Origin of the sequence: Mesorhizobium sp. B2-4-6, assembly GCF_006442775.1 — a bacterium.
Taxonomy (GTDB): Bacteria; Pseudomonadota; Alphaproteobacteria; order Rhizobiales; family Rhizobiaceae; genus Mesorhizobium.
This window is the reverse complement of the sequence record NZ_VFVI01000012.1, coordinates 146,173-171,379: the sequence shown is the minus strand read 5'-3', so window position 1 is coordinate 171,379 and position 25,207 is coordinate 146,173. Positions and strand designations below refer to the sequence as shown.

Here is a 25,207-nt window from a genome sequence, read left to right as displayed (position 1 = left end):
AGCCATCGCATCAAGAAATGCGCCTGGAACGACGACTATCTCATCAATGCGATCACTCATATGCGATAGCCCTGCCCATCGGGGGGAGGTAGGGCGCCGAGCCATACGTTCGAAGGCCCGCTTAATCTCATCGACTTCGCAGGCGTAGCGAAGAGGAGTTCGCATGACGCTCTACCTCCCCTCGATGGGGAGGTCGGCGCGAAGCGCCGGGTGGGGTGAAGCGCCAACGCGCTCTAATTAATACTCGCCGTATGCGCCGGTTCAGCCTGCTTGATGTTCGTCGTATAGGGCACGCGATAACCATTCGCCGTCAGCCAAGCGATCGCCGCTTTCGGCTCGTCGGTTTGGATGACGGTGGCGCCGCGGTCGACCCAAAAACCCCAGGCTTCGCGCGGCAGACTGGCGGCGACGGCGAGTTCGTCGCCGCGGCCGCCGGCGAGGAAGCCGCCCGGTTTGTTGACGATGGCGTAGGTGTCGGCCCAGAGATGCCAGTCGCCGCGAGCCGCTTCCGCCCGCATATGGTTGCCGAACAGCGGACCGCCGGTCGACGTCAGCGTCTCGGCGCCGTTGCGCCAGTTGATCAGCTCGATGGCATGCGGCGCGAACGCCTTGTCGACCTCGCCGGCGAAAGCCGCATCGTGGACGGCGTCGTCGGCGAGGATCGGCATGAACTGGAAGCCGCCGCCGGCCTTGGCAAGCGCTGCGCTCGCGGCGTCGATGCGCTGCCGGTTCCAGAGGTTCTCCTTGACGATCACCTGATCGGCCATGCCGAGATCGCGCGCCTCGGCGATCATGCCCGGCAAGTCGGTCACCTCCAGCTTGTTGTCGAGGTTGATCAGGATCCTGTCCCTAGTCGTAAGCAGCATCTCGCGCAACGTCGACACCGTCTCGTTGGTGACGGCCCCCGTGCCCTCGATCACCAGCCGGCATTTCTTCAACTCGGCAAGCGTGTATTTCACCACCTCGCCCTTGCACGTGGTCGTGCGGTCGAGCCAGCTGTCATGCATGATGACGAACTCGCCGTCTCTCGCGCGTCGGACGTCGACCTCGACGATCTCGGCCCCGATCGCGATCGAGCCCTCGACCGCGGCCAGCGAATTCTCGGCGTAAAGCGTCTTGCCGGCCTGCATGCTGCCGGCGCGATGCGCGGCGATCATCACATGATCGCGCCACTGGTTGGCATGTTCGAAGCGGTCGAGGATTTGGGCGGCGCGCGTCTCGCCGGCTAAGCTTTGGCCGGAGATTGCGGCAAGCGCGACGGACAGGATAAGGCTCAGCCAGAGTGTTCGCATCGGGGAATCGCTCCGTTCCGGGTCGGAACCCGGTTAGGCGATGCCCATGACAGGGCGGTGAACGAAGCCGGCTAGTTGTTTCCTTGTTTGGCGCAATTCCGGACGGAAAACCGCTTCACACCTTTTCCTGGAATTGCTCGGGTCAAATCCGCTTGGAAAGGCGGCGGAACCAGGCGAGCGCGGGCATCTCGACGAAACGCCAGGTGAACCACGACGCGACGATGACGGCGATCAACATGGCGATCAAAGCCGTGAAGCCGATCCAGGGCGAGCCGGCGCCGAAGCCCGTCGCATGGTCGCCGCGCAGCATCAGGTCACCGACGATGCCGAGCCCGAACTTGCGCTCGATCAGGCCGCCGGCATTGATCATGCGCGCCTGGACGAAGATGTGGACCATGTAGATCGAATAGGAGAGCGAGCCGAGCAGCAGCATCGGCCGGCTGCGCAGCAGGGCGCTGACCGATCCGCCCTCATGGGCAAAGAGATAAAGCGCCAGCGCGAAGACGACCGGCGCCGCAACACCAAGGTCGTTGGCGCCGGCAATGGAGACGAACAGCGCGATCCCAGCGATCATCGCCAACTCGGCCAGCGTCCAGGCGAGGCGCCCTGCCCCGCCGCTCAAGGCCTGTCGCGCCTCTGCAATGGAATCGTGCTGAAACCAGGCAAGCAACGCACCGAGCGAGAAGCCGTAAAGGCAGCGGATGAAGCCAAAATCGAAGGACACGTCCATATGACGCGTCGAGACCGCAAGCAGGAAAAGGGGCGCCGTCACCGCGGCGGCAACGAACCATATCCAGGCGCGCTGCCCGACAGTGAAGACGACGGCGGCAAACAGCAGATAGGTGAAGAACTCGGCCGAAATGCTCCAGCTCGGCGCATTCCAGCTCAGATGATCCTCAACGCCCATGCCCTGCAGGAGGAAAAGGTTGGCGACGAGGCTTTTCAGGTCGAAGCCTCCGGTGAAGGGCGCAGGCCCCGTTCCGTGCAGCGCCGGCAGGACGAGCCGCAGCGCCTCGAAGCCGGCGAAAGCGGCAAGCATCAGAAGATGCAGCGGATAGATGCGGCCGATGCGCACGAGCGCGAACCGTGCAAGGTCGTCCTGACCGGCGAGCCGGCCGCCGTAGGCGCTGGCGATGACGAAGCCGGAGAGCACGAAGAAGAAATCGACGAACAGATAGGAGCCGCCGACAAAAGCGCTCTGCGAAATCATCGAGGTCGTCGGGAAGTGGAACAGCGCCACCAGCAGCGCGCAGATGCCGCGCCAGGAATCCAGCACCAGGAAGCGCTCGCGGGCCGCCGTGCCGACACGGGTCGCCGCGGGCGCGGGCGCAAGGTTGAGCAGAGCCGTCTCAGCCATAATGATACAGATCCTGTGCTGGCGTGGCACTCGCCGAGCGCCGCTTCCTTTCCGCATGCTGTGACTGGCATGTTGCGTGCCGGTTCTGTAGTTGTGGCTGCCCCGATGAAAACCGAGGACCCGTAAAGGTGAATAGAGAGATCGACCATGCCTTCACCGCCCGCTCCAAGACGGGCGCGTCGTTCGAGCCGACCTATGCCGGCGCGCTGTCTTTCATGCGGCGCAAATACACGAAGGACGTGAAGGGCGCGGACGCCGTCGTGTGGGGCATTCCCTTCGACGCCGCGGTCACCAACCGGCCGGGCGCGCGCTTCGGGCCGCAGGCGATCCGCCGCGCCTCGGCGATCCTCGACAACGATCCGCAATATCCGTTCTCGCGCGATCTCTTCGAGCACCTCTCGGTGGTCGACTATGGCGATTGCCTGCTCGACAGCGGCAATCACCAGAAGACCCCTGGCACGATCGAGCGCGAGGCGGCCAAGATCCTGAAATCAGGCGCGTTCCTTTTGACGCTCGGCGGCGATCATTTCATCACCTGGCCGCTGCTCAAGGCGCATGCCGCGATCCACGGGCCGCTGGCGCTCGTGCAGTTCGACGCGCATCAGGACACCTGGCCGGATGACGGCAAGCGCATCGACCACGGCTCCTTCGTCGCCCGCGCGGTGAATGAAGGCATCATCGACCCCGATCGCTCGATCCAGATCGGCATCCGCACTCATGCACCGGACACGTTCGGCATAAAAATCCTCTATGGCCACGAGGTCGAGGAAATGCGCGCCTCCGATATCGCCTATGCGATCGTCGAGCGCACCGGCGGCAAGAAGACCTATCTCACCTTCGACATCGACTGCCTCGATCCGGCCTTCGCGCCGGGCACCGGAACGCCGGTGGCGGGCGGCCCCTCCTCGGCCAAGATGCTGTCGACGCTGCGCCAACTCGGCCAGATCGACATCGTCGGCGCCGACGTCGTCGAGGTTGCGCCGGCCTATGATCATGCCGATATAACGGCGATCGCCGGATCGATCATCGCCATGCACTATCTCGGCCTGTTGGCGGAACGAAAGGCACGGCTCGACGAACTGAGCAACGGCAATCATGCCGCGATAAATCACGCCCACGGCATATGACATTGGAATCGCGGGGAATTTAGTAAGCGATGAAACCGAAAATCTTCATTGACGGCGAACACGGCACGACGGGTTTGCAGATCAGGGCGCTGCTGGCTGACCGCGGCGACCTGGAGATCATCTCCATCCCGACGGAACGCCGCAAAGAGGCCGCCGCCCGCGCCGAATTCCTCAACGCGGCCGACGTCGCGATCCTTTGCCTGCCGGATGCGGCGGCCAAGGAAAGCGTGTCGCTGATTACGAACGACACCACGAAGGTGATCGATGCCTCGACTGCGCACCGGGTGGCCGAGGGCTGGGAATATGGCTTCGCGGAAATGGACAAGGACCAGGCGAAACGGATCGCGGACGCGAAACGCGTCGCCAATCCCGGCTGCTGGCCGCAGGGGCCGATCGCGACGCTGCGGCCGCTGGTTGCCGCCGGGCTGCTGCCCGCCGACTTCCCGATCACCGTCAACGGCATCTCCGGCTATTCCGGCGGCGGCCGGCCGATGATCGAGGACTATGTCGGCAAGGGCGAGGACGCGCCCGAATTCCTGCCCTACGGGCTGACGCTGCAGCACAAACATGTGCCGGAGCTCCGCACCTTTGCAAAGCTGTCGCACGACCCGATCATGCAGCCGGCGGTCGGCAATTTCGCGCAAGGCATGATCACGGTGGTGCCGCTTCAGCTCGGGGGTCTCGACCGGGTGCCGACAGGCGCGGAGCTTCACGCGGCGATCGCCGATCACTATGCGTCGATTGACGGCGGCGTGGTCGAGGTCGCGCCCTACACGCATATGGAGCGCGTGCCGGAAATCGATCCGGAGGTCTATAACGGCACTAACCGGATGAAGGTCTACGTCTTCGCCAATGACGAGCGGGCGCAGGCGCTGCTGATGGCTGTCTACGACAATCTCGGCAAGGGCGCGTCGGGTGCCGCGGTGCAGAATCTCGACCTGATGCTCGGCATCAAGCACTGAGCGGTCATGCAGGCATTCCCTGGGCGCTGGAAGGTCAGCGCTCCCGAACTCATTGCCGAGACGTTTTCCAGCCGGATCTGGAAGGTGACGCGCGAGGATGGTTCGCCGGCAATCGTCAAGGATCTGAAACCCTTCGACGACGTCGCGGACGAGTTGCGCGGCGAACATTACCTCGCCTGGCGGCGCGGCGAAGGCGCGGTGCGGCTGCTCGGCCGCGACGGCAATCGCATGCTGCTCGAATATGCCGGCGACAGGCTGCTTTCCGAACATCTCGCGGAGCATGGCGACGCTGCCGCGACGGCGATTGCCGCCGAGGTCATGACCAGGCTTTTCTCGCCTTCCGAGCACGCGCCTCCATCGGACCTGCAGCCGCTGCGGGAAAGGTTCGCAAGCCTTTTCAAGGCGGCAAGGGCCGACCGCGATGCCAACCGGGAGACCCTTTATGTCGAGGCGGCGGCGGTCGCCGAGCGGCTGCTTGCCGATCCGCACGCAGTCCGCCCGCTGCATGGCGACCTTCACCACGACAACATCCTGTTCGGGCCGCGCGGCTGGCTGGCGATCGACCCCAAGGGCGTGCTTGGCGATCCCGGCTTCGACGCGGCGAACATGTTCTACAATCCGCTGGACCGTGACGATCTCTGCCTCGGTCCACAGCGGATCGCGCATATGGCCGAAGTGTTTGGCAAAACGCTCGGACAGTCGCCGCGCGCTATCCTCGACCATGCGATCGCTTATGGCTGCCTGTCGGCTGCGTGGCATCGCGAGGACAAAAACGCGGTTGACGAGGACCGCGAGTTGGCCGTGGCCGAAGCCGTTCGAAAGGTTCGGTCGCAATTCTGATCACCGAGGCAGGACCGGCCACGGTAACCGCCGATTCACCATGATCGGCTATTGAGGAGTCGGCCCTCCTCAAAGGAATTCCCATGGTCAGCGCGATCTCCAGCTCCGTCCAGGCGGTGCAATACTCTTCGTCCGCCTCGTCCGACAGCGAGGCCCAGGAGGCCGACCTCGAAAAGCAGATCCAGGCTCTGGAAGATCAAGCCAAGGCGGCTCAGGATCAGGTCGACGCCGCCAGGCTGCAGCAGCAGATCGCTGCGCTTGAAGCAAAGCTCGCCACGCTCAAGGCCGCTGAAAAAGGCCGATCAGGACCAGTCGACGACGTCCGCCGCCGCTGCGCGCCAGGCGGAATTCGACAACGAGCCGACGACGCAGTCGCATTTGTTCTCGATGTGACCGTCAGCTCTTGACGGTAATCTCGGTCGGAAGCGGGTAAGCGCCCTTGGTGCCTCGCCAATGCGCGGCGGCGAAGCCGAGCAGGACCAGCGCGATCGCCTGATGCGTCAACGCCATGTGCAGCGGCACCTGCATTACGAGCGTGCCGATGCCGATCGAGGCCTGGACCACCACCAGCGCGAACAGGAGTGTAGCCCGGCGAGCATGGGTGGTGCCGGGTTGGCGCCGCCACGTCGCGATCATATGCCAGAGCGCCACGGCAAAGACCGTATAGGCGCCCAGCCGGTGGACGAACTGAACCGTCTTCGGATTTTCGAAGAAGTTCAGCCAGGCGGGCTTCAGAAGAAGCAGATCGGACGGGATCACCTTTCCATCCATCAGCGGCCATGTGTTGTAGGAAAGGCCGGCGTGCAGCCCGGCGACCAACCCACCAAGATAGATCTGGATCAGCGCCAGAAGCACGATGAAGCCGGCGAGCCGCTGCGTCGACCGGTCGGCGGCAGGTTCGGAGTGCGGCGCCAGCCCGCGCGCGACCACCATGGTGGCGGTGAAGATCAGCGCGGCAAGCGTCAGGTGCGTCGCCAGCCGGTATTGACTGACCGAGACGCGGTCGGCCAGACCGGAAGCCACCATCCACCAGCCGATTGCCCCCTGCAGTCCGCCCAGCAGAAGGATGCCGACGAGCTTCAGTCCAAGGCCTCGTTCGATGCGGCGCGTCGCCCAGAAGAACAGCAACGGCAAGGCAAAGACCGCGCCGACGCTGCGCGCCAGGATGCGATGTGCCCACTCCCACCAGAAGATCGACTTGAAGTCCTCGACGCTCATGCCCTTGTTGATCTCGGTATATTGCGGGATCTGCTGGTAGCGCTGGAACTCTTCCTGCCATTCGGCGTCGTTGAGCGGCGGGATGACGCCGTGAATCGGCTGCCACTCAGTGATCGACAGCCCCGAGCCAGTGAGCCGAGTGGAGCCGCCGACAAGCACCAGCGCGAACAGCACGAGCAGCACGACGTAAAGCCAGCCGCGCACCAAGGCGCGGTTGTGCCGATCGCGGTCGGCATAGGGGGCCGTGGCGGTGATGGCAGCCATCTCGTTTTCCCGGCGGTTGAAACGCGCGATTGGTGGACCAAGGCCGCCCAACTGGCAAGACCGGACAGCGCGGCACGCCGTCGCGCCGGGCCGCGACGGTTGCGCGCTTTCTTCATTCGGCCTAAGCGGAGCGGGTCAACGGAACCGCGACATGCCCATTCGCCTGAAAAAGCTGATCGGAACCATATTGCTGGTGGCGCTGGTCGTCATCTACGCGCTGATCGCGTCGGCCGTCGCTGTCACCAGGCTCGCCGAATACGGGCCGACGGCGCATCTCCTCTTCTTCCTGCTCAGCGGCTTTCTCTGGGTTCTGCCGGCCATGGCCATCATCAAATGGCTGATCATCGAGCCGCGCCCGAAGGGCTGAGCATCGCCGGCGCCGGGCAAGCAAAACACGAATGTGATTCAGACGCGATCGCGTGCGCGCCTACCCTGCCTCGTTCATAGCTCGGCAGGTAGGCTCGACATGCTGATGACCATGTTCGCGGGGCTGATCGTTCTGACCGGCTCGCTCGCCGCTTCGATCGCGACAGGGGAAACCATCAATGTCTCGGACGCTCACGGCGGCAGGCGCAGGCCTATATCGTAACGACCATCTTGCCCGCATTGGCGAGCGGCGTGGTGATGCCGGACAGCATCGTGCGGATATGCGCCACGCTCTGGTAGCGGCCATTGACGGAGATGCGCGGCAGCGCGTGCAGGAAGCCGGCATGCTCGGGGCGCAGCACGCCATGCCGCGTGGTCACCGCCGAGGCATAGCCTGCGTCGCGGGCAAAGCCAACCTCGCGGCAACCGACGGCGCTGGCATAGCCATAGGGGTAAGCCAGATGACGCGGCTCCTCGCCAAGCCTTTCGGCGAGGATGCGGCGGACGTCGCCGATCTCATGTCGCGCATCGGCTTCGGACAGCCGCTTCAAGTTCCGATGATTGACGGTGTGGGCGCCGATGGTCACCAGCGGGTGGGCGGCCATGATGCGAAGCTCATCCCAGTTCATCAAGGTGCATGGGCGGCCCGAGCCGAATTTGAACCCATTGGAACGGGCGAGCTCGCGCAGCGCGGCGCCCTGCTCTTCCTCGGAGACGTCCAAGGTCAGCCAGGCGTTCAGCCGCGCGACGGCCTGGATCTGCCTGCCGGCTGTCGAGCAATCGATCACCGTCGGCTTACCCGCCATAGTCAGCGTCAGGCGCGAACTGGTGTCGACGATATCCTCGATCACGTCCCACCAGAGATCGACGGCGCCGTCGATCAGGCCGGGGGCGACGTAGATGGCGATCGGCGCGGCGTGCTTTTCCAGCACCGGAAGCGCCTCGGTCATGTTGTCGCGATAGGCGTCGTCGGCGGTGATCGTGGCGAACTGGCCGCCTTTGCCACCCGTCTTGATGCGTTCGATCGCTTCATCAAGGGAAACAAAGGTATAACCCTGCCCCTTCATGTCCGAGATCAACCTGTCGAGGAAGGCGGGAGCGATGTTCAGATGCCGGTTGACGCTGTTCGGCTTCTCCGGCGTCGCCGTGACGCGGTGCAGCATCAGGATAGCGCCGATGCCGCCGACAAACGGCCGCACCAGGGGCGCGAGACCGGAGTAGCGGGCAAGGTTCAACGCCAGTTTCCGGATTGCCTCGCCCCCGTCGATCATTCCTTCACCTTTTTCGCCTAGGCTCATCCAAGCACCAATTGCGCCTATGCGAACCCCCAAGTCGGAACCAATACGTCTTAAGGATTGAGGGATGGTTGACGCCACCGCGTCATTTGACGGCAACCGGGTCGCGGCCAACGAGACTTCCGCGCGACCCATGCGAGCCGATCAGGGTCGGTGGACTGCGACCGCAAGGGACGGCGCTGGGCTTGCCGACTACGTTCAATTCTGCGCCTCGGCGCTGTTCGCGCCGGCGCAAAGTGCATCCTGGGTAAACAACTGGGCAACCGCGACCGGCGCCGACATGGTTGTCGCGACGCTGTCCTGCGATGGCCGGCCGGCGCTTTCGCTTGCGCTGGAAGTCGTACGACGCGGCCCGTTCAAGGTTGCCTGTTTCGCCGGCGGGCGCCATGCCAACGGCAATTTCGCCGCCGCCGATCCACGTTTCCTGCCTGCTATCGACGGCCAGGCGATCCGCTCGATGTTCAAGGCAATCGCGCGGACTCGGCCGGACATCGACCTGATCTCTCTGGAAAGGCTGCTGCCAGACCTCGACGGCGTAGCTAACCCGCTCGCCGCGCTGTCCGGCTTTCCAAGTCCGAACCTTGCGCTCGCGGTCGATCTCGACGGCGGGTTCGACGCGCTCTTGTCGCGCGCGAGCGGCAAGCGCAAGCGCAAGAAACATCGCTCGCAGACGCGCAAGTTCGAGGCGGTAGGCACCTTCCGCCGCATCGAGGCAGGCACCCGCGAGGAAGTCGACAGATTGCTAGACGCCTTCCTCGATATGAAGGAAGCGCGTTTCGCCAAGATGGGCATCGCCAATGTCTTCGGCGACAGGCAAGTGCGCGACTTCTTCCGGACGCTGTTTGCCGATGCGCTGACGGAGGAAAACCCGTCCTTCCTGTTGCACGGCCTGGATGTGGCGGGGAAACTGCGCGCGGTTACCGGCTCCAGCCGCTCCGGCAAGCGGCTGATCTGCGAGTTCGGCGCTATCGCCGAGGACGATCTCGCCTTCACCAGCCCCGGCGACTTCCTGTTCTTCGACAACATCCAGGAAGCCTGCGAGCTCGGCTTCAAGGTGTACGACTTCTCGGTCGGCGACGAGCCCTACAAACGGCTCTGGTGTGATCTCGAGATCCAGCATTTCGAGGTGCTTGCGCCGCTGACATTGAAAGGCTGCGCATTGGCGACGACGATGCGGCAAGGCGCGCGGGCCAAGGCCTTCATCAAGAACAACCCGACGATCTGGAAGTTGACCAAGATGCTGCGCCGCAAGGCTGCCGGACACGCTGCCCCTGCCGCAGCCGAGGACGACAGCTAGGCCTGGTAAGAGGCGCACAGTCGCCGTCGTTCCGGGGCGATGCGGCAAGCGGGCCGAGACCCTGAGGGACTCGACGGAACCTATCGAGTGCCGAGAGGTTTTCGCACCCAGAAGGAGAACGGCCATGGCTAAGTGCGACCAGTGCGGCAACGACTATGACAAGGCATTCCTAGTGAGCTTGAGCGGGCAAACCTACACGTTTGACAGCTTCGAGTGCGCGATCCAGAAGCTTGCGCCGATCTGCCCTCATTGCAGGGTGCGGATCATGGGACATGGCGTCGAGCAGGGCGATATCATCTATTGCTGCGCGCATTGCGCCGGGCAGGAAGGGGCCAACGCCCTGACCGATCGCGCACCATGACAATCGCGATTCCTCTGCCTCTCCCTTGGAGGGACACGCGGAAATAACTTTAGCGCTCTCGACCGCGATCCTGGGGCAGTTGTTCAGTTCTAACTACGCCGCCTGAACGATCTCGACCAATTCAACGTCGAACACCAGGTCCTTTCCGGCCAACGGATGATTGCCGTCGAGCTTGACGCTGGCGTCGTCCGCGCCGATGACCGTTACTTGCATGGGACGTCCCTCGCGGGTGCGGGCCTGCAATCGGGTGCCAATATCGACGTTGATGTTTTCCGGCACGCTGGCGCGGTCGATGACTACGACCGCTTCGGGGCGATGGGGGCCATAAGCGGCGTCAGCGGGAACGGTGACGGTGCTTTTCGTGCCGACCTCCATGCCTTCGACATGCGTTTCGAGACCAGGAATTACCTGTCCTTCGCCCAGTGTAAACTGCAACGGTTCACTGCCGGAAGAATCGAATTGGGTGCCGTCGACCAGACGCCCAGTGTAGTTGATACGTACAGTGTCGCCATTCTTGGCCTGTGTCATAACAGCTATCCTTTGGGAGTTTCGAGGGACCGGCCTAGGGTTCACGGTCCGCTCTTGATCATCCACGCACCAAAGTGCGCAGCGCGAAACATCAAAACTAGGTGCAATGTCGCCGATGTAAAGTGCGGGGGCCGCCGAGAAATGCCCCGGCTCGGTCTTGCACCTAAGGACTGTCATGCCCCCGACTGAGCCGGGCTCGATTCGCTGCGGTCTCGGCCTCCAGTACCTCGCGGTTATCCTTATCAAGCGCCGCGGCAGCGCACGACAGCCAGCCTTATGCAGCCGACCGGCGTCCGGACAATGGATCTCCCGGTTCGTGGCCGACCGGCGTGACCAGCGTCAGGTTGGGATAGCCGTTCTCGATCAGCTTGACCGCAGCCTGCGTCACCTGGTCGTCGGCCTCCAGCATCGACAGGAAGACTTCGGTGCCGTCGCCGACCAGGCGGCCGATGCCCTGCGCGTCGGCCGGGCCGCATTCGACCACGACAAGATCATAGGCAGTGGTGAGCGACTGCATGATGATCGGCAGCCGGTCGGCGGCGCGCATGGCGCGGACAGGGTCGGCGGTGCCGACCGGAATGACATGCGCATCCGAATAGAGATCGGGGTGGATGACGTCGCTGAACTGCGCTTCGGAAGCGAGCAGATTGGTGATGCCGGGGAAGAGGCTCGAATCCAGCATCGGCCGCGACGCCGCGCCCGATGCGGTGAGATCGAGCAGCAGCACACGCAGGCCGGCATCCGATACCTCGCGCGCCACCAGCACGGCGGACGCGGCCGCTTCATCGCCTTCCGGCGACACGAAGATCGCGCGCGCGGCGCCGGAAGCAATCAGCTTCTCCGCGGCCGTGTCGACATCGATCTCGCCCAGCCTGGATTGCGTTGGCTCCGGGGCCGATTCGCTGGGCTCGGCCTGCTTGACAGCCGCAGCGCGAACCTCCGCCAGATCGCGCTCGGCCGGCCTCGGGAGTTCCGATTCCGCAATCGAATGCCCCGCCGCAGCTTCCTCGTAAGGCGCAAAGGCCCGACCTTCGCCATGTGCTTCAGCGACCATCGGTTCCACCCTGGCCGCGGGCATCGCCACCTGCTCGATATCGGCGAAGCGGGCGCCGGCGGCCGGACGCATGGCGCGGCCCGAGAACAGCTCGCCAAGCAGCGTGCCGATCGCCATCAGCAGCAGCGAAGCAGCGGCGGCGGCGCCGGTGATGGGCCCGATCTTCGGGAAATAGGGCTGGGACGGCACCTGGGCCTGCGCGATCAGGCTCGCCGCGACAGGCGAGTATCTGCGATCCTTGCGCGAAGCCACCGCATTGTAACTTGCCATATAGGATTCAAGCTGTTGGCGCTGAACATTCGCGTCGCGCTGCAAGGCGTCCAGCTGCACCTGCTGCTCGCCGGCCCGCGCCGAGGCGGCTTTCAGCGTGTTGACGTCCGCGATCAGCTGATCCTCGCGGGCCTTGGCCGTCTGGGCCTGGGCCGACAGGCCGCGGATGATCTTTTGCGCCTCATTGCGAATCTGACCGTCGAGATCTGCCAGCTGCGATTTCAGCGCCCGGATGCGCGGATGGTTGTCGAGCAGGGTCGTGGAAAGATCGGCGATGTTGGCCCTGAGCTCCACCTGGCGCTCGCGCAGGCGCTGGATCAGATCTGAGGACAGGACTTCCGGCACGCTATCCAGCGAACCGCCATTCTGCAGCGCCCGGCGCACGCTCTCGGCGCTCGCCTCGGCGGCGGCCCGGCTGGCGCGCACGCGCGACAACTCGCTCGACAGTTCCGAGAGCTGCTGCGTCGGAAGCACCGCATTGTTGCCGCCCATCAAGAGGTCGGACTGTGCACGGAAGGCCGCGACCTTGGCCTCCGCGTCCTTGACGCGATTCTGCAGGTCGGCGATTTCCGGCGCCAGGAAGTCGGTGGCGGCGGCGTTCGATTCGAGCTTGGCGTCGCCCTTCGAAGCGATATAGGCGTTGGCGATGCCGTTCGCGATGTCGGCGGCGAGCTTGGGATCCTTCGAGGCGAACTCGATCGCGATCGCTCGCGTCTTTTCAACGGCGTAGACATTGAGCTTGTCGTGCATGGCACTCAGCACGCGTTCTTCCGGCGGGATATCGAAGGGATCGCTTTTCAAGCCGACGAGCACGAGCATGCGCCCGAGCGTCGACATCTTCAGCGTTTCGTCGAACTCCGGCAACTTGTCCAGATTGAGCTTGGTCGCCACCTGCTTGAGGATGTCGGGCGAGGAAATGATCTGGACCTGGGTCGCAACGCCCTGTTCGTCGAGCATCGGCTTTTCGTCGTCGTTGGTGCCGGGCGGCCGGGTGTATTCCGATTCGCGCGAGCCGATTTCCAGCTTGGCTGTCGCCTTATAGTAGGGAGTCGCGAGCCAGGCGAAAGCGAAGGCCAGCCCGGTGGCCAGAAGCGTCACAAAGAGAATGCGCAGCCAGTTCCTCGCCAGGCTGGCGAAGAGCTGCCTCAGATCGACATCGACGTCTGCGGCCGCGGACTGAACGGACATGCATCCTGCTCCGAACTTTGAGTCGAGGACGGACCGTAAACAACTATGGTAACTCACCCGTTAAGATCAGAACGAGAGCTTATTAGAGAGCACTCAAAGAAGATTGCGCGAAAGCAATAGAACGATTGGGCTTTTTGCCGATCTCCGCTCCCCCGGACCGATCTCCTTTACCACCCATTAACCCTAACAGGATGATAACGGTCGCACTTCCCGGGGTTGGCCGCGACTTGCGGCAAGAGCGATGAAGGTTCCTGGCCGGTCATGAAAAGCACTGCTTCCCTCTTTCGCGCTTTGCTTGCCCTGTCGCTGCTGACCGGCTGTTCGAGCTACCGCCCGACACCCGCCGCCTTCCATGAAGTGCTCGACCAGCCCTACCGACTCGGCGCCGGCGACCGCGTCCGTGTCACGGTGTTCGAGCAGGATGGGTTGACCAACACCTACAGCGTCGACCAGTCCGGCTACCTCTCCTTCCCGTTGGTCGGCGCGGTGCCGGCGCGCGGCCACACCGCGCAGCAGTTGGAAAAGGCGATCGCCGACAAGCTGCGCCAAGGCTATTTGCGCGATCCCGACGTTTCGGTCGAAATCGACCGCTACCGGCCGATCTTCGTCATGGGCGAAGTGGGTGCCGCCGGCCAGTATTCCTACGTGCCGGGACTCACCGTGCAAAAGGCGGTCGCCATCGCCGGCGGCTTCACGCCGCGCGCCAATCAGGGGAGCGTCGACATCACCCGCGACATCAACGGCAAGGTGATGACCGGACGGGTTCTGACATCCGATCCGCTCCTGCCCGGCGACACCGTCTACGTCCGCGAACGCCTGTTCTGAAAAACCCGTCGTGGCGGTGAATCTCAGGATCGTCCACTGCTTTCGCTCACCTGTCGGAGGAATCTTCCGGCACGTGCGCGACCTGACAGAGGCGCAAGTCGCCGCCGGCCATGCGGTGGGAATCGTCTGCGACTCGACCACCGGCGGCGACTATGAGGAGCGCTTGTTCGAGGCTATGAAGGACAGCCTGGCGCTCGGCATCCATCGCACGCCGATGCAGCGCCATGTCGGGCCGGGCGACCTCGCCTCGGCCTGGCGCACCTATCGAATCATCCAGGAATTGCGGCCGGACGTGCTGCACGGGCATGGCGCCAAGGGGGGCGCCTATGCCCGACTGTTCGGCTCACTGTTGCGGGTATCAAGGTTTCGCGTTGCCCGCCTCTATTCGCCGCATGGCGGCTCCCTCCACTATGACGAAACGACGGCGACGGGGAAGCTGTTCTTCGGCCTGGAGCGCTTCATGGCGCGCTTCACCGACTGCCTGCTGTTCGTTTCCGACTACGAGCGGAAAACCTATCGCCGCAAGGTCGGCGAGCCGCCGATACCCAACCGGCTGGTCTATAACGGCCTGCGCGCCGCCGAATTCGAACCGGTGACGACGGCGGCGGATGCCGCCGATTTCCTGTACATCGGGATGATGCGCGACCTGAAGGGTCCGGATATCTTCATCGATGCGCTGGCCTTGGCTGGCAACGAGGTCGGACGCCCCCTAAGCGCAGTTATGGTCGGCGACGGCGACGACCTGCCGCGCTACCACGCGCGGGTCGAGCGGCTCGGCCTGGAGAGCCACGTCCGTTTCCTGCCGCCGATGCCGGCGAAGGACGCTTTCGCGCTGGCCGATTTGATCGTCGTGCCGTCCCGCGCGGAGGCGATGCCCTATATCGTGCTCGAGGCCTTGGCCGCCGGCATGCCGATGATCGCGACCGCGGTCGGCGGCATTCCGGAAATCTTCGGCGAAAACTCCCCTGCCCTGATCCGGCCCGACGCATCCAAGCTCGCCGCCAAAATGGGGACGGCGCTCAGCGACTTCGACGGTTATCGAAAACTGATGCCGCAAGCCGATGAGCTGAAGGCCCGATTCGGCGCCGACGTCATGGCCGCCGATATCGAGAAGGCCTATTTCGCGGCACTGCACAAATAGGCCGCGAGCCGCAACAACTCCAAAACCACCGGTTGTTTCAAGGCTTTCTTAGCTCTCTTTTGCTATGCAGTTGCGCGAAGCTCGCGGACAGTTCCCATGAATGAGATCGACCCCGCGCACCGCTTTTCCATGGATGCGGTGCGCAACTACGACACTCCCGCCGGGGGCGAAAAGCCGGGCGGCATCAACGATGTGGCGCGCCAGGTCGCCTCACAATACCGGCGCGATACCATGTCGCCGATCATGGTCAGCGGCGTGCTGCGCATGGTCGAGTTCGCGATGCTGTTCCTGTCTGGGCTCTGCGTCTATTTCTACTATGTCGGCTTCTTCAGCTATCTGGCCTGGCAGTATCCGCTGGCGATCGCGGCGACGTCATTCCTGGCCGTGGTACTGCTCGACGTGACCGACTGCTACCAGATCGTGGCTTTGATGCGCCCGCTGGCCAATTTCGGCCGCGTGCTGCTGGTCTGGGCCGGCAGCTTCGCGCTGATGGCGCTCACCGCGTTCGCCATCAAGGCGTCGGAAGACTATTCGCGCCTGCTGTTCGGCATCTGGTTCGTGGTCGGCTTCATGCTGATCTTCGGCCTGAGACTCGTGATGTCCAGCCTCATCCGGCGCTGGGCGCGCGACGGCCGCATGGAGCGCCGCGCGCTCATCGTCGGCGGCGGCAAGGCGGCCGAGCAGCTGATCCGCTCGGTCGAGAAGCAGCCCTACAACGACATCCGCATCTGCGGCATCTTCGACGACCGCAATGACAAGCGTTCGCCGCCGATCGTCGCCGGCTATCCGAAGCTCGGCACCATCTCCGAGCTCATCGAATTCGCCCGCATCGCGCGCATCGACATGCTGATCGTGTCGCTGCCGCTGACCGCCGAATCGCGCGTCTTGCAGCTTCTGAAGAAACTCTGGGTGCTGCCGGTCGACATCCGGCTCTCGGCGCATTCGAACGCGCTGCAGTTCCGGCCCCGCGCCTATTCCTATATCGGCTCGGTGCCGATGCTCGACATCTTCGACAAGCCGATCAATGACTGGGATTCCGTCGCCAAGCGCGCCTTCGACATCGTCTTTTCACTCATCGGGATCATCGTCTTCTCGCCGGTGATGCTTGCCACCGCGATCGCCATCAAGCTCGACAGCAAGGGCCCCGTGCTGTTCAAACAGAAGCGGCACGGCTTCAACAACGAGATCATCGAGGTCTACAAGTTCCGCTCGATGTACACCGACCGGTCCGACCCGACCGCCAAGCAGACGGTGACCAAGAACGACCCGCGCGTCACCCGTGTCGGCCGCTTCATCCGCAAGACCTCGATCGACGAGCTGCCGCAGTTCTTCAACTCGCTGTTTGGCTCGCTGTCGCTTGTCGGGCCGCGCCCGCATGCCATCGCAGCGCAGTCGCACAACCTTCTCTATAACGAGGTGGTCGACGGCTACTTCGCCCGCCACAAGGTCAAGCCCGGCGTCACCGGCTGGGCGCAGATCAACGGCTGGCGCGGCGAGATGGACACCAACGAAAAGATCCGCATGCGCACCGAATACGACCTCTATTACATCGAGAACTGGTCGATGCTGTTCGACCTGCGCATCCTGTTCCTGACGCCGATCCGCCTGCTCAACACGGAAAACGCCTATTGAGCGCAATCGCCCATCCGTTGCAGCCGCAGGCTGTCAACAAATTGCCGGCGTCGGCGGTCAACAAGTTGCAGCCGCAGGCTGTCAACGCCAAGCTGATTTCGCTGATCGCGTCGGCAGCGATCGGTGTCGGCATCCTGCTCTCCGGCTTCGTCATCAGCGAGCCGGCGCCCTATGAAATCTACATGGCCGGGCTGATCGCGGTCTGGGCGCTGTTCGGCCTTCGAATCTCGCGCGCGATCGTTCCGTTGCTGGTGCTGCTGGTGGCGATGAACATCGGCGGCATGATCGCCATGACGCAGATGGCGGACCTCGCCAACACGCCGCTCTATCTCGCCGTCTCGCTGTTTTTGGCCTTCAGCGCGGTGTTCTTCGCCTCGGTGACCTCGGTCCAGGCCAGCCTCTACCGGCTTATCTTCGTCGCCTATGTCGTCTCGGCGGTGGCGACGTCGCTGCTTGGCATCGCCGGCTATTTCCATGCCTTCCCCGGCGCGGAGATGTTCACCAAATACGACCGAGCGGCCGGCGCCTTCCAGGATCCGAACGTGTTCGGGCCGTTCCTGGTGCTGCCCGGCACCTATCTGCTCTATCTGCTCTTGACCGGCCCGGTGTCGCGCATGCCGCTTCTGGCGGTGCCGCTGCTCATCGTCACCGCCGGCATCTTCTTCTCCTTCTCGCGCGGTGCCTGGGGCATGTTCGCCGTGTCGGCGGTGCTGCTCACCGCGTGCCTCTTTCTGCAGAGCGCCAGCGGCAGGTTCCGGCTGCGGGTCGTGGTGATGACGATCGCGGCCGTGGCGCTGCTGGTCATCGCTTTCATCGTCATCCTGCAGTTGCCCGGCGTGTCTGACATGTTCACCCAACGCGCGCAGCTGGAGCAGAGCTATGACTCAGCGCGGCTTGGCCGCTTCGCCCGCTATTCGATCGGCTTCCAGCTGGCGATGGAGCACCCGTTCGGCATCGGTCCGCTGGTCTTCGGCACGATCTATGGCGAGGACACGCACGACATCTGGCTGAAGGCGCTGATGGATTATGGCTGGCTCGGCTTCGTCTCGTTCCTGACGCTCACGCTATGGACGATCGGGGCCGGCTTCCGCATCCTTTTGCGCGACCGGCCGTGGCAGCCTTATCTGCTTTGCGCCTATGTCGCCTATCTCGGCAATATCGGCCTCGGCACCTTCATCGACATCGACCACTGGCGCCATCTCTACCTGTTGCTCGGATTGATCTGGGGCGCGATCGCGCTAGAGTACCGGCACCAGCGGGAATTGCGGCTGGCGCGACCTGAACCCCTCCTTGCAATTTCAGCTGCGCGATAGGCTTCGAATTCGGTTGACCCGCACCGCCTTATCACGATACATCGCCTCCCGGTCCGGAGTGTAGCGCAGCCCGGTAGCGCACTTGACTGGGGGTCAAGGGGTCGTCGGTTCGAATCCGGCCACTCCGACCATTTGAAACAAAGGACTTCCCCCAAGTTCTTAGGCTGAAGCCCAAGCCTTCCGCTCTTCACGCAACCGCTTACTGACAAGAGCAGCGTATCCATCACGCGACCGTGGCTTTGGCTGCCGGGTCCTGCTCGGACGAGCGCGCCGAGCGCTGCCACCGGCATAGAGTGTTAACAGGTTTGTTAATGCGGCTCGGCGTATAGAATCTTCCGGGCAGCATCGAGAGTTCCGAGCACCGCTTCACGCTCACAGCCGCGGCATTCTGCATGAAACCGAAGCCTTCTTCAGCCGGATCGAACCTGGCGCAGCTGACCAGCTTGCGGTTTTTCGCCGCTCTCTATGTGCTTGCCTATCATTCGGCAAACATCGACGGAGCGCCACACCTCGTCGCTAGTTTCGTGCAGAATGGCTATCTCGGCGTCTCGTTCTTCTTTCTGCTTTCCGGGTTCATCCTCACCCATTCCTACGTCGACAAGATGTCCGATTGGGACGACGTCCGACGATTTGCCGTAGCGAGATTTGCCAGAATTTATCCGGTTTATGTCCTTGCTCTTGTCGTGGCTTTGCCGCTGTCAAGCCTGCCTTTCGATCTCCCGCTTGCGTCACTGGCGACACTTGGCCTTATTCAAGCCTGGGGCGCACCGACGTCAATGCTCGGATTCTTCTGGAATTCTCCGAGTTGGACGCTTTCGATCGAGTTCTTTTTCTATCTCATGTTCCCATTGCTGCTTCCCGTCCTTTCGAGGCTTACAACTGGAGCCCTGTGGATCAGCCTGGCAATCGCAGTGCTGATTTTCATGGTTATGTGTCTGCCGAGTCTCGGACCGACCGGCTACCTTGCGTTCGACTGGATGGGGCTGGTGCCTCTCCCGCTGCTGACGCTGCCCGAATTCATGACCGACATCGTCTGCGCCCTGCTATTCGGCGCCGGTGCTTTCAATCGCTTCCGCAGTGACCTGGCCGCCTTTGTGGCCATGGCGTTCACGGTAACCACGCTTGTCTCGACATACACGGTGACAGGAGCGTTCGCGGTGATCGGCTTTGTTGCCCTGATTGCGACATGCGCCGTGAATGACGGCAAGACCCGACGCGCACTGTCGTACAAGCCGCTCGTGCTGCTGGGCAATGCAAGCTATGCCCTCTACATCCTGCAAATTCCGGTTCGGAAGTGGATTTCGGTGATGTTCACCGGAGAATGGGATTGGGTCGGAAGTCTTTTGTATCAGCCTTTGCTGATCATCATCTCGGTCGTCGTCTTCATTCTGGTGGAGGAACCTGCCCGCAAGCTCCTACGCTCCTCAATTCCGCAGCGGGCGGGCCCTTCCGTCGCATGATTCAAACCCCATGCGCCGCGAGCATGCGGCGCGCGCTTTCCTCGTCGGTGATCAGGATAGTCGGCGCGATCAGGTTCATGGCGCCGAGCAGCGCCTCGGTCTTCTCGGCGCCGCCGGAGGTGAGGATGCGGATCGGCGCCTTGCGCAGGCGGTCGACATCCACCGACATCACGTGGCTGTTGACGGGATGGTCGACCAGATCGCCGTTGCGGTCGTAGAAATGGAACAGAAGGTCGCCGACGGCGCCGCGCGCCAACAGGGCTTCGCGGTCCGCTTCCTTGAGAAAGCCGCCGCGCGAGAAGGTGGTGGCCGAAGCGATGCCGCCGACGCTCAGCAGAACGGCATCGAGCGCATCCGCCATCTCAAAGATCTCCTGCAGGCCGCAACGCTCGACCAGCGCTATCTTGGTCTCGACGCTGTCGACGACGGCCGGCGTCGGCATCAGATAGCCGTCGCCCTGGAATATCTGTGCAAAGCGCCAGGCGAACTCGGCCGGGTTGACCCGGCGCGCGACACCGACGCCGCCAAGCAGCGAAATCACGCTGAAATCGGTCAGCGATTTGGCGCTTATGAAGGGCAAGGTATGGAATAGCGTCACGCCCCAGCCGACGCCGACCCGCATGCCGGATTTCATCGCGTCGGACAGGAACATGCCGGTCTTGGCGGCGATTGCCGGGATTGGATCGGCGTTGGGATCTGTGAGCGGCGCGACCAGCGCCTGCTGCAGCCCAAAGGTCTTCTCCAGCGCCCGCTCCAGCCGCACGATCTCCAAAAGCTCGCTCTCGATGGTGATCTTCACCTCGTTGCGCGCCCTCGCCTCCGCCAGCATGCGCACGATGGTGACGCGGCCGACGCCGAGCACGTCGGCAATTTCGTTTTGCGTCATCTGCTCGACGAAATACATCCAGGCGGCGCGGATCCTGAGGCGGTCGGTCCGGCTTTCGCTAACGACCTGCTCGGAGGCCTCAGCCGCCGCCCTGCCGTTTTCGGATTCGCCCTGCCGCCGCCTGCCCAATTTCCCCTCCAAGCCGGCGATGATGCTGCCTCGCCGATTCTGCATGCTGGTTAAATATCGCCTATTGATCTACCAATCGAGACGAACAATCTAGAGAGGGCGACTGGCGCCCCAAGCCGTGACCGGCTTCAGCGTTTCGAGGCAATTGGCGATGCTGCGACAAATTTCCGAAGACGTCCGCGCCAACCTGAAGGACCGGCTTCGGGAACTGCGCGACGCGATCCGCCAGAACCGCCACGACAGCGCCGGCGAAGCCTCGCACGATATCGCCGGCAATTTGCCGCCCTTCCCGGGCCGCAGCCTGCTTGGCCATGCCGCGAGTGCTGTCGACGAGGCGCTGACGATCGCCGAATCCTTCGTTCCGCACTCCCGGCCGCTCAAGGTCGACGGCACGACCGTCAAAAGCCTGCGGAGCTATTTCCCGGAAGGCAATGAAGACCGGCAGATCGGCGGCGAACGCCAGTTCAGGCGTGACATGTATTATCTGACCCGCGCGGTTCTCGCCGGCTACGGCATCGACAATCCGCGCGTTCACGAGGCGAGCTTTTCCGCCGTGCACGCAGCGATGCGCAAGCGCCACGCCGATCTTCTGGCTGCCGCGACGGGCGACGCGGCATCCACGGATGAGGTCGCGGCGGCCTGCGCGGCTCTTCTCGTCGAATGCCTCAACCACCGGCCTGTTCAGCCTGGGGAGGTCGGGACCGGCCCGGCGATCGCCGGCGACCGGTCTCTCGACATCAGATGCCTTGCACCGGTGGTGCTTGCCTGCGGACTGGCGACCAAGGCCGACGGCACGCCCGAGCCCGACATTCTCGAGATCGCGGTGCTGGCGGCCGAAGTGCGGGAGGATCGCATCCGGCAGGCCTGCGCCCAGGCCAATGCCGTCCAGGAACTGACACCGGTTCTCGCCACGCTGCTCGCGCATCTGACGTAACCGCCGCGAGGGATCCGCTACCGCCCGGCCGCCATGGCCGCGATCGTCTTCTTGGCGCGCTGGATCGAGGCCGGGCTCATGCTGAGTTCGGTCAGGCCCATCCCGATGAAGGTCGGGATCAGGTCCGGACGACCGGCGGCCTCGCCGCACATGCCCACCATGATGCCGGCGGCGACACCCGCCCTGGCCGTCAGCTCGATCGCCGACATCACCGCCGGATTGGTGACGTCATTGAGCTTGGCGACCGTCGGATTGAGGCGGTCGGCGGCCATGACGTACTGGGTGAGGTCGTTGGTGCCGATCGAGAAGAACGCCACTTCCCTTGCCAGCGCCGGCGCGATCAGCACGGCGGCGGGCGTCTCGATCATCACGCCGAGGTCGAAGCTTGCATGCGCCACGCCCTCGGCCTTCAATTCCGCCGCGCATTCCTCGACCAGCGCGCGGGTGCGCGTCACCTCGGCAATCTCCGAAACCATCGGCAGCATCACCTTGATGTTGCCGTGGACGGCGGCACGCAGCAGCGCCCGCAGCTGGCGCTTGAAGATGTCGGGCCGGTCCAGGCACATGCGAATGCCGCGCCAGCCGAGGAAGGGATTTTCCTCGTCGGGAAATTCGATGCCGGCGATCGGCTTGTCGCCGCCGATGTCGAGCGTGCGCACGATGACCGAGTGCGGCGCAAAGGCCTTGGCCAAGGCGCTGTAGGTCTCGGCCTGCATGTCCTCCGATGGCAGATGCATGTGGCGCATGAAGAGCAGCTCGGTGCGGAACAGCCCGACGCCCATGGCGCCGGCTTCCTGCGCCGCCTCGATCTCCTCCAGCGAGCCGATATTGGCCGCGACCTCGATCACGGTGCCGTCGGCGCGCTTCGGGGTCACGCCCTTGAACACCTTGAGGCCCGCGCGCTCCTGCGCCGCCGCCTCGATGCGCCTGTTGAAATCAGCACGCGTGGCCTCGTCGGGGTCGACGAGAACGTGCCCCGCATTGCCGTCGATGGCGACCTCCTTGGCGGCACGCAACTCGTTGATCTTATCCCCCAGACCCAGCACCGCCGGAATGCCGTGCGAGCGGGCGATGATGGCGATGTGCGAGGTGGCGCCGCCATGGCCGCAGATCACGCCGCCGATGCGCTTCAGCGGCGCGCGCGCCAGATCCCAGGCGCCGATGTCGTCGGCAATGAGGATCGCACCCTGCGGTATCGTCTCCAGGCTGACTTCGTCCTGGCCGAGCAGAACCAGGCATATCTGCCGGCCAACGGCATGGACGTCGTCGGCCCGGGCGTTGAGATAGTGGTCGTCGACCGCGCTGAAATCGGCGGCGATGGTGGCCGCGGCCGCAATGACCGCCGAGACCGCGTCGTCACCGCCCCGGATCAGCCTTTCGACCTCGCCGGTCAGGCTGTCGTCGGCGGCTATGTCGCGCAGCGCCGCGACGATGCCACGGTCGCCGGCGGAGAGGTTGTTCTCGGCGAGCGTGCGGTCCATGCGCGCCTGGACGCTGGCGACAGCGCCGCGGAAGCGCTCGAGCTCACTGTCGATCTCATCGGCCTGCAGGCGCCGGCCAGGTCCTTCGATCTCGGGCGGGAAATGGGCAAAGGCCGGTCCGATGGCCACGCCCTCGCTGGCGGCGACACCCTGGAGTTTCGGTGCTCCATCCGGCAACGCGGCGGTCTGCGGCGTAGCCTGCGGGACGGACACGACGGCTGTGGCTTCGGAGCCTCCCTCGGCAGCCTCGCCCTCGTCGTCGAGGCCGGCGCGCGGGTTCTCCAGATAGCCTATCAGCGCCTCGATAGCCTCGATCGCGTCGGCGCCGTTGGCGCGCACGGTGACTTCCTGGTTTTCCTTGACCGCCAGCAGCATCAGCTTGACCGAGCTCTTGGCGCTGACCGCCTTGCCGTCCTTGACCAGCTCGACATCGGATTCGAAACCCTTTGCGAGTTTCACGAACCGCGTGGCGGGACGGGCGTGCAAACCTTCATGCACTCTGACGATGGTCGAGCGTTCCATGGCAATAACTCTAGGTTTGTGGCGCCGTCGACAGACAGCGCGGATATTATCAGGCGGCGATGGTGATGACAGCGCCCGGCGTAAGCGCCGCCACGAGCGCTCCGGTGTCGACCTCGGATGCGCAGACTTCGCCAGGCCTTTCGGCCTCGGTCGCTCCGTTGAAGGAGATGACGACGTGGCCCATCTCGCGAACCTTGCTCCACGCGGTGGAGCCGACCGCCGTTATCGTCGCCGAGACCGATCCGAGCGTGATCGAGGCGCCTGTCGCCGGCGCATCGTCGCTCGGACCTTCCTCCGTCTTGTGCAGCACGGAGACCTCGGCCAGTTCGGGAGGCGAGCCATCCGCGAACAGGATGACCACGCCGCCCTCGGCGAGGTCCGCCACTTCGGGTCCAATTGCCGTGACCCGTGTCTTGAGAAGAACCGACATATGGCGAACCTCGTTTTACTAGTGTTTTAGAACACGATCAGGGACACGATCCATGCGATCAGCACGGAGACCGGGCCCATGATCTGACGGCTGATGAGCACCGCCGGCACGCCGATTTCGATCGTCTTCGGCTTGGCCTCACCGAGCGCCAGACCGACAGGTACGAAGTCGCAGCCCACCTGGGTGTTGTAGGCAAACAGCGCCGGCAGCGCCATCGCGGGCGAGATGGTGCCGTTGGCGATCTGCGGCCCGATGATGGCGACGCCGATGACCTGCGCGATGACCGCGCCCGGTCCCAGGATGGGCGACAGGAACGGCAGGCCGCAGATGGCCGAGATGACCAGCAGGCCGACGATGTTGTTGGCCAGTGGACCCATCGGCTGCGCCAGCACGTCACCGATGCCGGTATAGAGGATCAGGCCGATCAGCATGGTCACGAAGGCCATGAAGGGCAGCACGTTGCGGATAACCTGATCGATGGTGCGGCGGCCGGAATTGAAGAAGATGCCGACCACCCGGCCCATGACGCGGCCGATCGAGCTGATCAGGCCGATAAGCCCGCCCTCGCTCGGCAGCGGCTCGGCCGCCCTTGATGCAGTGTTGTTGCTTGAACTCATCGATGCTGCTCCCCCCGCAGTGGTGACCGCTTCGGATCCGTCCGCCATTGTGACATTGGCCGGCTTCACGCCCGAAACGTAGATGTCTTCCGTGATGAACTGGGCGAGCGGACCCGCCTGGCCGACCGGCGTCAGATTGACGGTCGGGATACGCTTGCGCGGATAGACGCCGCAGCGCGCGGTGCCGCCGCAGTCGACGACGACGACCGCCATCTCGCTTTCGATCGGCGGCGCCTTGAAGCCGTCGACCGCCTCGGCGCCGGTCATATCGGCGATAAGCTGCGCCACCGGATGAATGCCGCCACCGGTTACCGACACGACCTTGCTGCGCTGTTCGGTCGGCTCGATGACCAGCGGACCGCCCCAGCCGGTGGACCCCTTCGAGATCTTTACTGCCTTGTATGTCTTGGCCATGGTG

The 25,207-nt window shown here is 63.9% G+C and carries 23 protein-coding genes and 1 tRNA gene; 14 read left to right on the top strand and 10 right to left on the bottom strand.

What is annotated here, in order from left to right; all coding sequences use genetic code 11:
- Positions 1-233: 233 nt before the first annotated feature.
- Together FJ957_RS25535 and FJ957_RS25530 are read right to left on the bottom strand one after the other, a co-directional pair.
- Positions 234-1,292 (bottom strand): glycerophosphodiester phosphodiesterase family protein, encoded by a 1,059-nt coding sequence (locus tag FJ957_RS25535; protein WP_140835562.1) that lies wholly within the window; start codon positions 1,290-1,292, stop codon positions 234-236.
- 142 nt (positions 1,293-1,434) lie between these two features.
- Positions 1,435-2,649, bottom strand: a complete 1,215-nt coding sequence (locus tag FJ957_RS25530) for an acyltransferase (RefSeq protein WP_140835561.1) — start codon at positions 2,647-2,649, stop codon at positions 1,435-1,437.
- A gap of 128 nt (positions 2,650-2,777) precedes the next feature.
- Between FJ957_RS25530 and speB the strand changes: the two genes are divergently transcribed.
- From speB to FJ957_RS25510, 4 genes are all read left to right on the top strand, one after another.
- Positions 2,778-3,776 (top strand): agmatinase, encoded by a 999-nt coding sequence (gene speB / locus FJ957_RS25525; protein ID WP_140835560.1) that lies wholly within the window; start codon positions 2,778-2,780, stop codon positions 3,774-3,776.
- Between the two features lie 29 nt (positions 3,777-3,805).
- Positions 3,806-4,738 carry an N-acetyl-gamma-glutamyl-phosphate reductase gene (argC, locus tag FJ957_RS25520; protein WP_140835559.1) on the top strand — a complete coding sequence of 311 codons (933 nt, stop codon included), beginning with the start codon at positions 3,806-3,808 and terminating at the stop codon, positions 4,736-4,738.
- Between the two features lie 6 nt (positions 4,739-4,744).
- Positions 4,745-5,578, top strand: coding sequence for an aminoglycoside phosphotransferase family protein (locus FJ957_RS25515; RefSeq protein WP_140835558.1), 834 nt, complete (start codon positions 4,745-4,747; stop codon positions 5,576-5,578).
- Positions 5,579-5,661: 83 nt separating this feature from the next.
- A complete protein-coding gene (locus FJ957_RS25510) occupies positions 5,662-5,985 on the top strand; it encodes a hypothetical protein (RefSeq protein ID WP_140835557.1) in 324 nt (107 codons plus the stop codon).
- On the opposite strand, the gene FJ957_RS25505 is transcribed toward FJ957_RS25510, so the two are convergent.
- The gene (locus tag FJ957_RS25505; protein ID WP_140835556.1) at positions 5,975-7,060 is read right to left on the bottom strand and encodes a COX15/CtaA family protein; all 1,086 of its coding nucleotides are present in this window, start codon (positions 7,058-7,060) and stop codon (positions 5,975-5,977) included. The two genes, FJ957_RS25510 and FJ957_RS25505, sit on opposite strands and share 11 nt — an antisense overlap.
- Before the next feature lie 151 nt (positions 7,061-7,211).
- Here FJ957_RS25505 and FJ957_RS25500 point away from each other — a divergent pair, with 151 nt between their 5' ends.
- Positions 7,212-7,427, top strand: coding sequence for a DUF2842 domain-containing protein (locus FJ957_RS25500; RefSeq protein ID WP_040999884.1), 216 nt, complete (start codon positions 7,212-7,214; stop codon positions 7,425-7,427).
- Positions 7,428-7,638: 211 nt separating this feature from the next.
- Here the strand turns inward: FJ957_RS25500 and FJ957_RS25495 are convergent, their stop codons facing one another.
- Entirely contained in the window at positions 7,639-8,697 is a 1,059-nt protein-coding gene (locus tag FJ957_RS25495; RefSeq protein ID WP_140835555.1) for a polysaccharide deacetylase family protein, read from the bottom strand.
- A 91-nt stretch (positions 8,698-8,788) separates the two neighbouring features.
- On the opposite strand from FJ957_RS25495, the gene FJ957_RS25490 reads away from it, so the two are divergent.
- Both FJ957_RS25490 and FJ957_RS25485 read left to right on the top strand, forming a co-directional pair.
- On the top strand, positions 8,789-10,018 hold the full coding sequence (locus FJ957_RS25490) for a GNAT family N-acetyltransferase (protein ID WP_140835554.1): 1,230 nt from the start codon (positions 8,789-8,791) through the stop codon (positions 10,016-10,018).
- Between the two features lie 124 nt (positions 10,019-10,142).
- Entirely contained in the window at positions 10,143-10,379 is a 237-nt protein-coding gene (locus FJ957_RS25485) for a hypothetical protein (RefSeq protein ID WP_140641497.1), read from the top strand.
- Between the two features lie 93 nt (positions 10,380-10,472).
- Here FJ957_RS25485 and FJ957_RS25480 read toward each other — a convergent pair whose 3' ends face one another.
- Both FJ957_RS25480 and FJ957_RS25475 read right to left on the bottom strand, forming a co-directional pair.
- A complete protein-coding gene (locus FJ957_RS25480; protein WP_140641495.1) occupies positions 10,473-10,907 on the bottom strand; it encodes a peptidylprolyl isomerase in 435 nt (144 codons plus the stop codon).
- A 274-nt stretch (positions 10,908-11,181) separates the two neighbouring features.
- Entirely contained in the window at positions 11,182-13,419 is a 2,238-nt protein-coding gene (locus tag FJ957_RS25475; protein WP_140835553.1) for an exopolysaccharide transport family protein, read from the bottom strand.
- Between the two features lie 261 nt (positions 13,420-13,680).
- On the opposite strand from FJ957_RS25475, the gene FJ957_RS25470 reads away from it, so the two are divergent.
- The 6 genes from FJ957_RS25470 (at position 13,681) to FJ957_RS25445 (ending at position 19,790) form a co-directional block, all read left to right on the top strand.
- Positions 13,681-14,244: a polysaccharide biosynthesis/export family protein gene (locus FJ957_RS25470; protein ID WP_140541319.1), complete on the top strand. Its 564-nt coding sequence runs from the start codon at positions 13,681-13,683 to the stop codon at positions 14,242-14,244.
- Positions 14,245-14,254: 10 nt separating this feature from the next.
- Positions 14,255-15,385 carry a glycosyltransferase gene (locus FJ957_RS25465; RefSeq protein WP_140835552.1) on the top strand — a complete coding sequence of 377 codons (1,131 nt, stop codon included), beginning with the start codon at positions 14,255-14,257 and terminating at the stop codon, positions 15,383-15,385.
- Positions 15,386-15,481: 96 nt separating this feature from the next.
- Positions 15,482-17,017: an undecaprenyl-phosphate glucose phosphotransferase gene (locus FJ957_RS25460; RefSeq protein ID WP_140835551.1), complete on the top strand. Its 1,536-nt coding sequence runs from the start codon at positions 15,482-15,484 to the stop codon at positions 17,015-17,017.
- 65 nt (positions 17,018-17,082) lie between these two features.
- Positions 17,083-18,330, top strand: coding sequence for an O-antigen ligase family protein (locus FJ957_RS25455; RefSeq protein WP_140835571.1), 1,248 nt, complete (start codon positions 17,083-17,085; stop codon positions 18,328-18,330).
- 54 nt (positions 18,331-18,384) lie between these two features.
- A tRNA-Pro gene (locus tag FJ957_RS25450) sits at positions 18,385-18,461 on the top strand.
- A gap of 261 nt (positions 18,462-18,722) precedes the next feature.
- Entirely contained in the window at positions 18,723-19,790 is a 1,068-nt protein-coding gene (locus FJ957_RS25445) for an acyltransferase (RefSeq protein ID WP_140835550.1), read from the top strand.
- Between the two features lies 1 nt (position 19,791).
- Here FJ957_RS25445 and FJ957_RS25440 read toward each other — a convergent pair whose 3' ends face one another.
- Positions 19,792-20,805, bottom strand: a complete 1,014-nt coding sequence (locus FJ957_RS25440; RefSeq protein WP_140835549.1) for a sugar-binding transcriptional regulator — start codon at positions 20,803-20,805, stop codon at positions 19,792-19,794.
- 151 nt (positions 20,806-20,956) lie between these two features.
- Between FJ957_RS25440 and FJ957_RS25435 the strand changes: the two genes are divergently transcribed.
- Positions 20,957-21,739, top strand: coding sequence for a hypothetical protein (locus FJ957_RS25435; protein ID WP_140835548.1), 783 nt, complete (start codon positions 20,957-20,959; stop codon positions 21,737-21,739).
- A 17-nt stretch (positions 21,740-21,756) separates the two neighbouring features.
- Here FJ957_RS25435 and ptsP read toward each other — a convergent pair whose 3' ends face one another.
- From ptsP to FJ957_RS25420, 3 genes are read right to left on the bottom strand one after another with little or no spacing between them, the layout of a single operon-like run.
- Complete coding sequence (gene ptsP / locus FJ957_RS25430) at positions 21,757-23,742, bottom strand: phosphoenolpyruvate--protein phosphotransferase (RefSeq protein ID WP_140835547.1); 1,986 nt, start codon at positions 23,740-23,742, stop codon at positions 21,757-21,759.
- A 49-nt stretch (positions 23,743-23,791) separates the two neighbouring features.
- Complete coding sequence (locus FJ957_RS25425) at positions 23,792-24,172, bottom strand: PTS glucitol/sorbitol transporter subunit IIA (RefSeq protein WP_140835546.1); 381 nt, start codon at positions 24,170-24,172, stop codon at positions 23,792-23,794.
- Positions 24,173-24,198: 26 nt separating this feature from the next.
- On the bottom strand, positions 24,199-25,203 hold the full coding sequence (locus FJ957_RS25420; RefSeq protein WP_140835545.1) for a PTS glucitol/sorbitol transporter subunit IIB: 1,005 nt from the start codon (positions 25,201-25,203) through the stop codon (positions 24,199-24,201).
- Between the last annotated feature and the right edge of the window lie 4 nt (positions 25,204-25,207).

Excerpts from the sequence above, each read along its gene's own strand:
- FJ957_RS25535 (WP_140835562.1), bottom strand. The coding sequence starts at position 1,292 with ATGCGAACACTCTGGCTGAGCCTTATCCTGTCCGTCGCGCTTGCCGCA.
- FJ957_RS25530 (WP_140835561.1), bottom strand. The coding sequence starts at position 2,649 with ATGGCTGAGACGGCTCTGCTCAACCTTGCGCCCGCGCCCGCGGCGACC.
- argC (WP_140835559.1), top strand. The coding sequence starts at position 3,806 with ATGAAACCGAAAATCTTCATTGACGGCGAACACGGCACGACGGGTTTG.
- FJ957_RS25515 (WP_140835558.1), top strand. The coding sequence starts at position 4,745 with ATGCAGGCATTCCCTGGGCGCTGGAAGGTCAGCGCTCCCGAACTCATT.
- FJ957_RS25510 (WP_140835557.1), top strand. The coding sequence starts at position 5,662 with ATGGTCAGCGCGATCTCCAGCTCCGTCCAGGCGGTGCAATACTCTTCG.
- FJ957_RS25505 (WP_140835556.1), bottom strand. The coding sequence starts at position 7,060 with ATGGCTGCCATCACCGCCACGGCCCCCTATGCCGACCGCGATCGGCAC.
- FJ957_RS25500 (WP_040999884.1), top strand. The coding sequence starts at position 7,212 with ATGCCCATTCGCCTGAAAAAGCTGATCGGAACCATATTGCTGGTGGCG.
- FJ957_RS25495 (WP_140835555.1), bottom strand. The coding sequence starts at position 8,697 with ATGATCGACGGGGGCGAGGCAATCCGGAAACTGGCGTTGAACCTTGCC.
- FJ957_RS25490 (WP_140835554.1), top strand. The coding sequence starts at position 8,789 with ATGGTTGACGCCACCGCGTCATTTGACGGCAACCGGGTCGCGGCCAAC.
- FJ957_RS25485 (WP_140641497.1), top strand. The coding sequence starts at position 10,143 with ATGGCTAAGTGCGACCAGTGCGGCAACGACTATGACAAGGCATTCCTA.
- FJ957_RS25480 (WP_140641495.1), bottom strand. The coding sequence starts at position 10,907 with ATGACACAGGCCAAGAATGGCGACACTGTACGTATCAACTACACTGGG.
- FJ957_RS25475 (WP_140835553.1), bottom strand. The coding sequence starts at position 13,419 with ATGTCCGTTCAGTCCGCGGCCGCAGACGTCGATGTCGATCTGAGGCAG.
- FJ957_RS25470 (WP_140541319.1), top strand. The coding sequence starts at position 13,681 with ATGAAAAGCACTGCTTCCCTCTTTCGCGCTTTGCTTGCCCTGTCGCTG.
- FJ957_RS25460 (WP_140835551.1), top strand. The coding sequence starts at position 15,482 with ATGAATGAGATCGACCCCGCGCACCGCTTTTCCATGGATGCGGTGCGC.
- FJ957_RS25445 (WP_140835550.1), top strand. The coding sequence starts at position 18,723 with ATGAAACCGAAGCCTTCTTCAGCCGGATCGAACCTGGCGCAGCTGACC.
- FJ957_RS25435 (WP_140835548.1), top strand. The coding sequence starts at position 20,957 with ATGCTGCGACAAATTTCCGAAGACGTCCGCGCCAACCTGAAGGACCGG.
- ptsP (WP_140835547.1), bottom strand. The coding sequence starts at position 23,742 with ATGGAACGCTCGACCATCGTCAGAGTGCATGAAGGTTTGCACGCCCGT.
- FJ957_RS25425 (WP_140835546.1), bottom strand. The coding sequence starts at position 24,172 with ATGTCGGTTCTTCTCAAGACACGGGTCACGGCAATTGGACCCGAAGTG.
- FJ957_RS25420 (WP_140835545.1), bottom strand. The coding sequence starts at position 25,203 with ATGGCCAAGACATACAAGGCAGTAAAGATCTCGAAGGGGTCCACCGGC.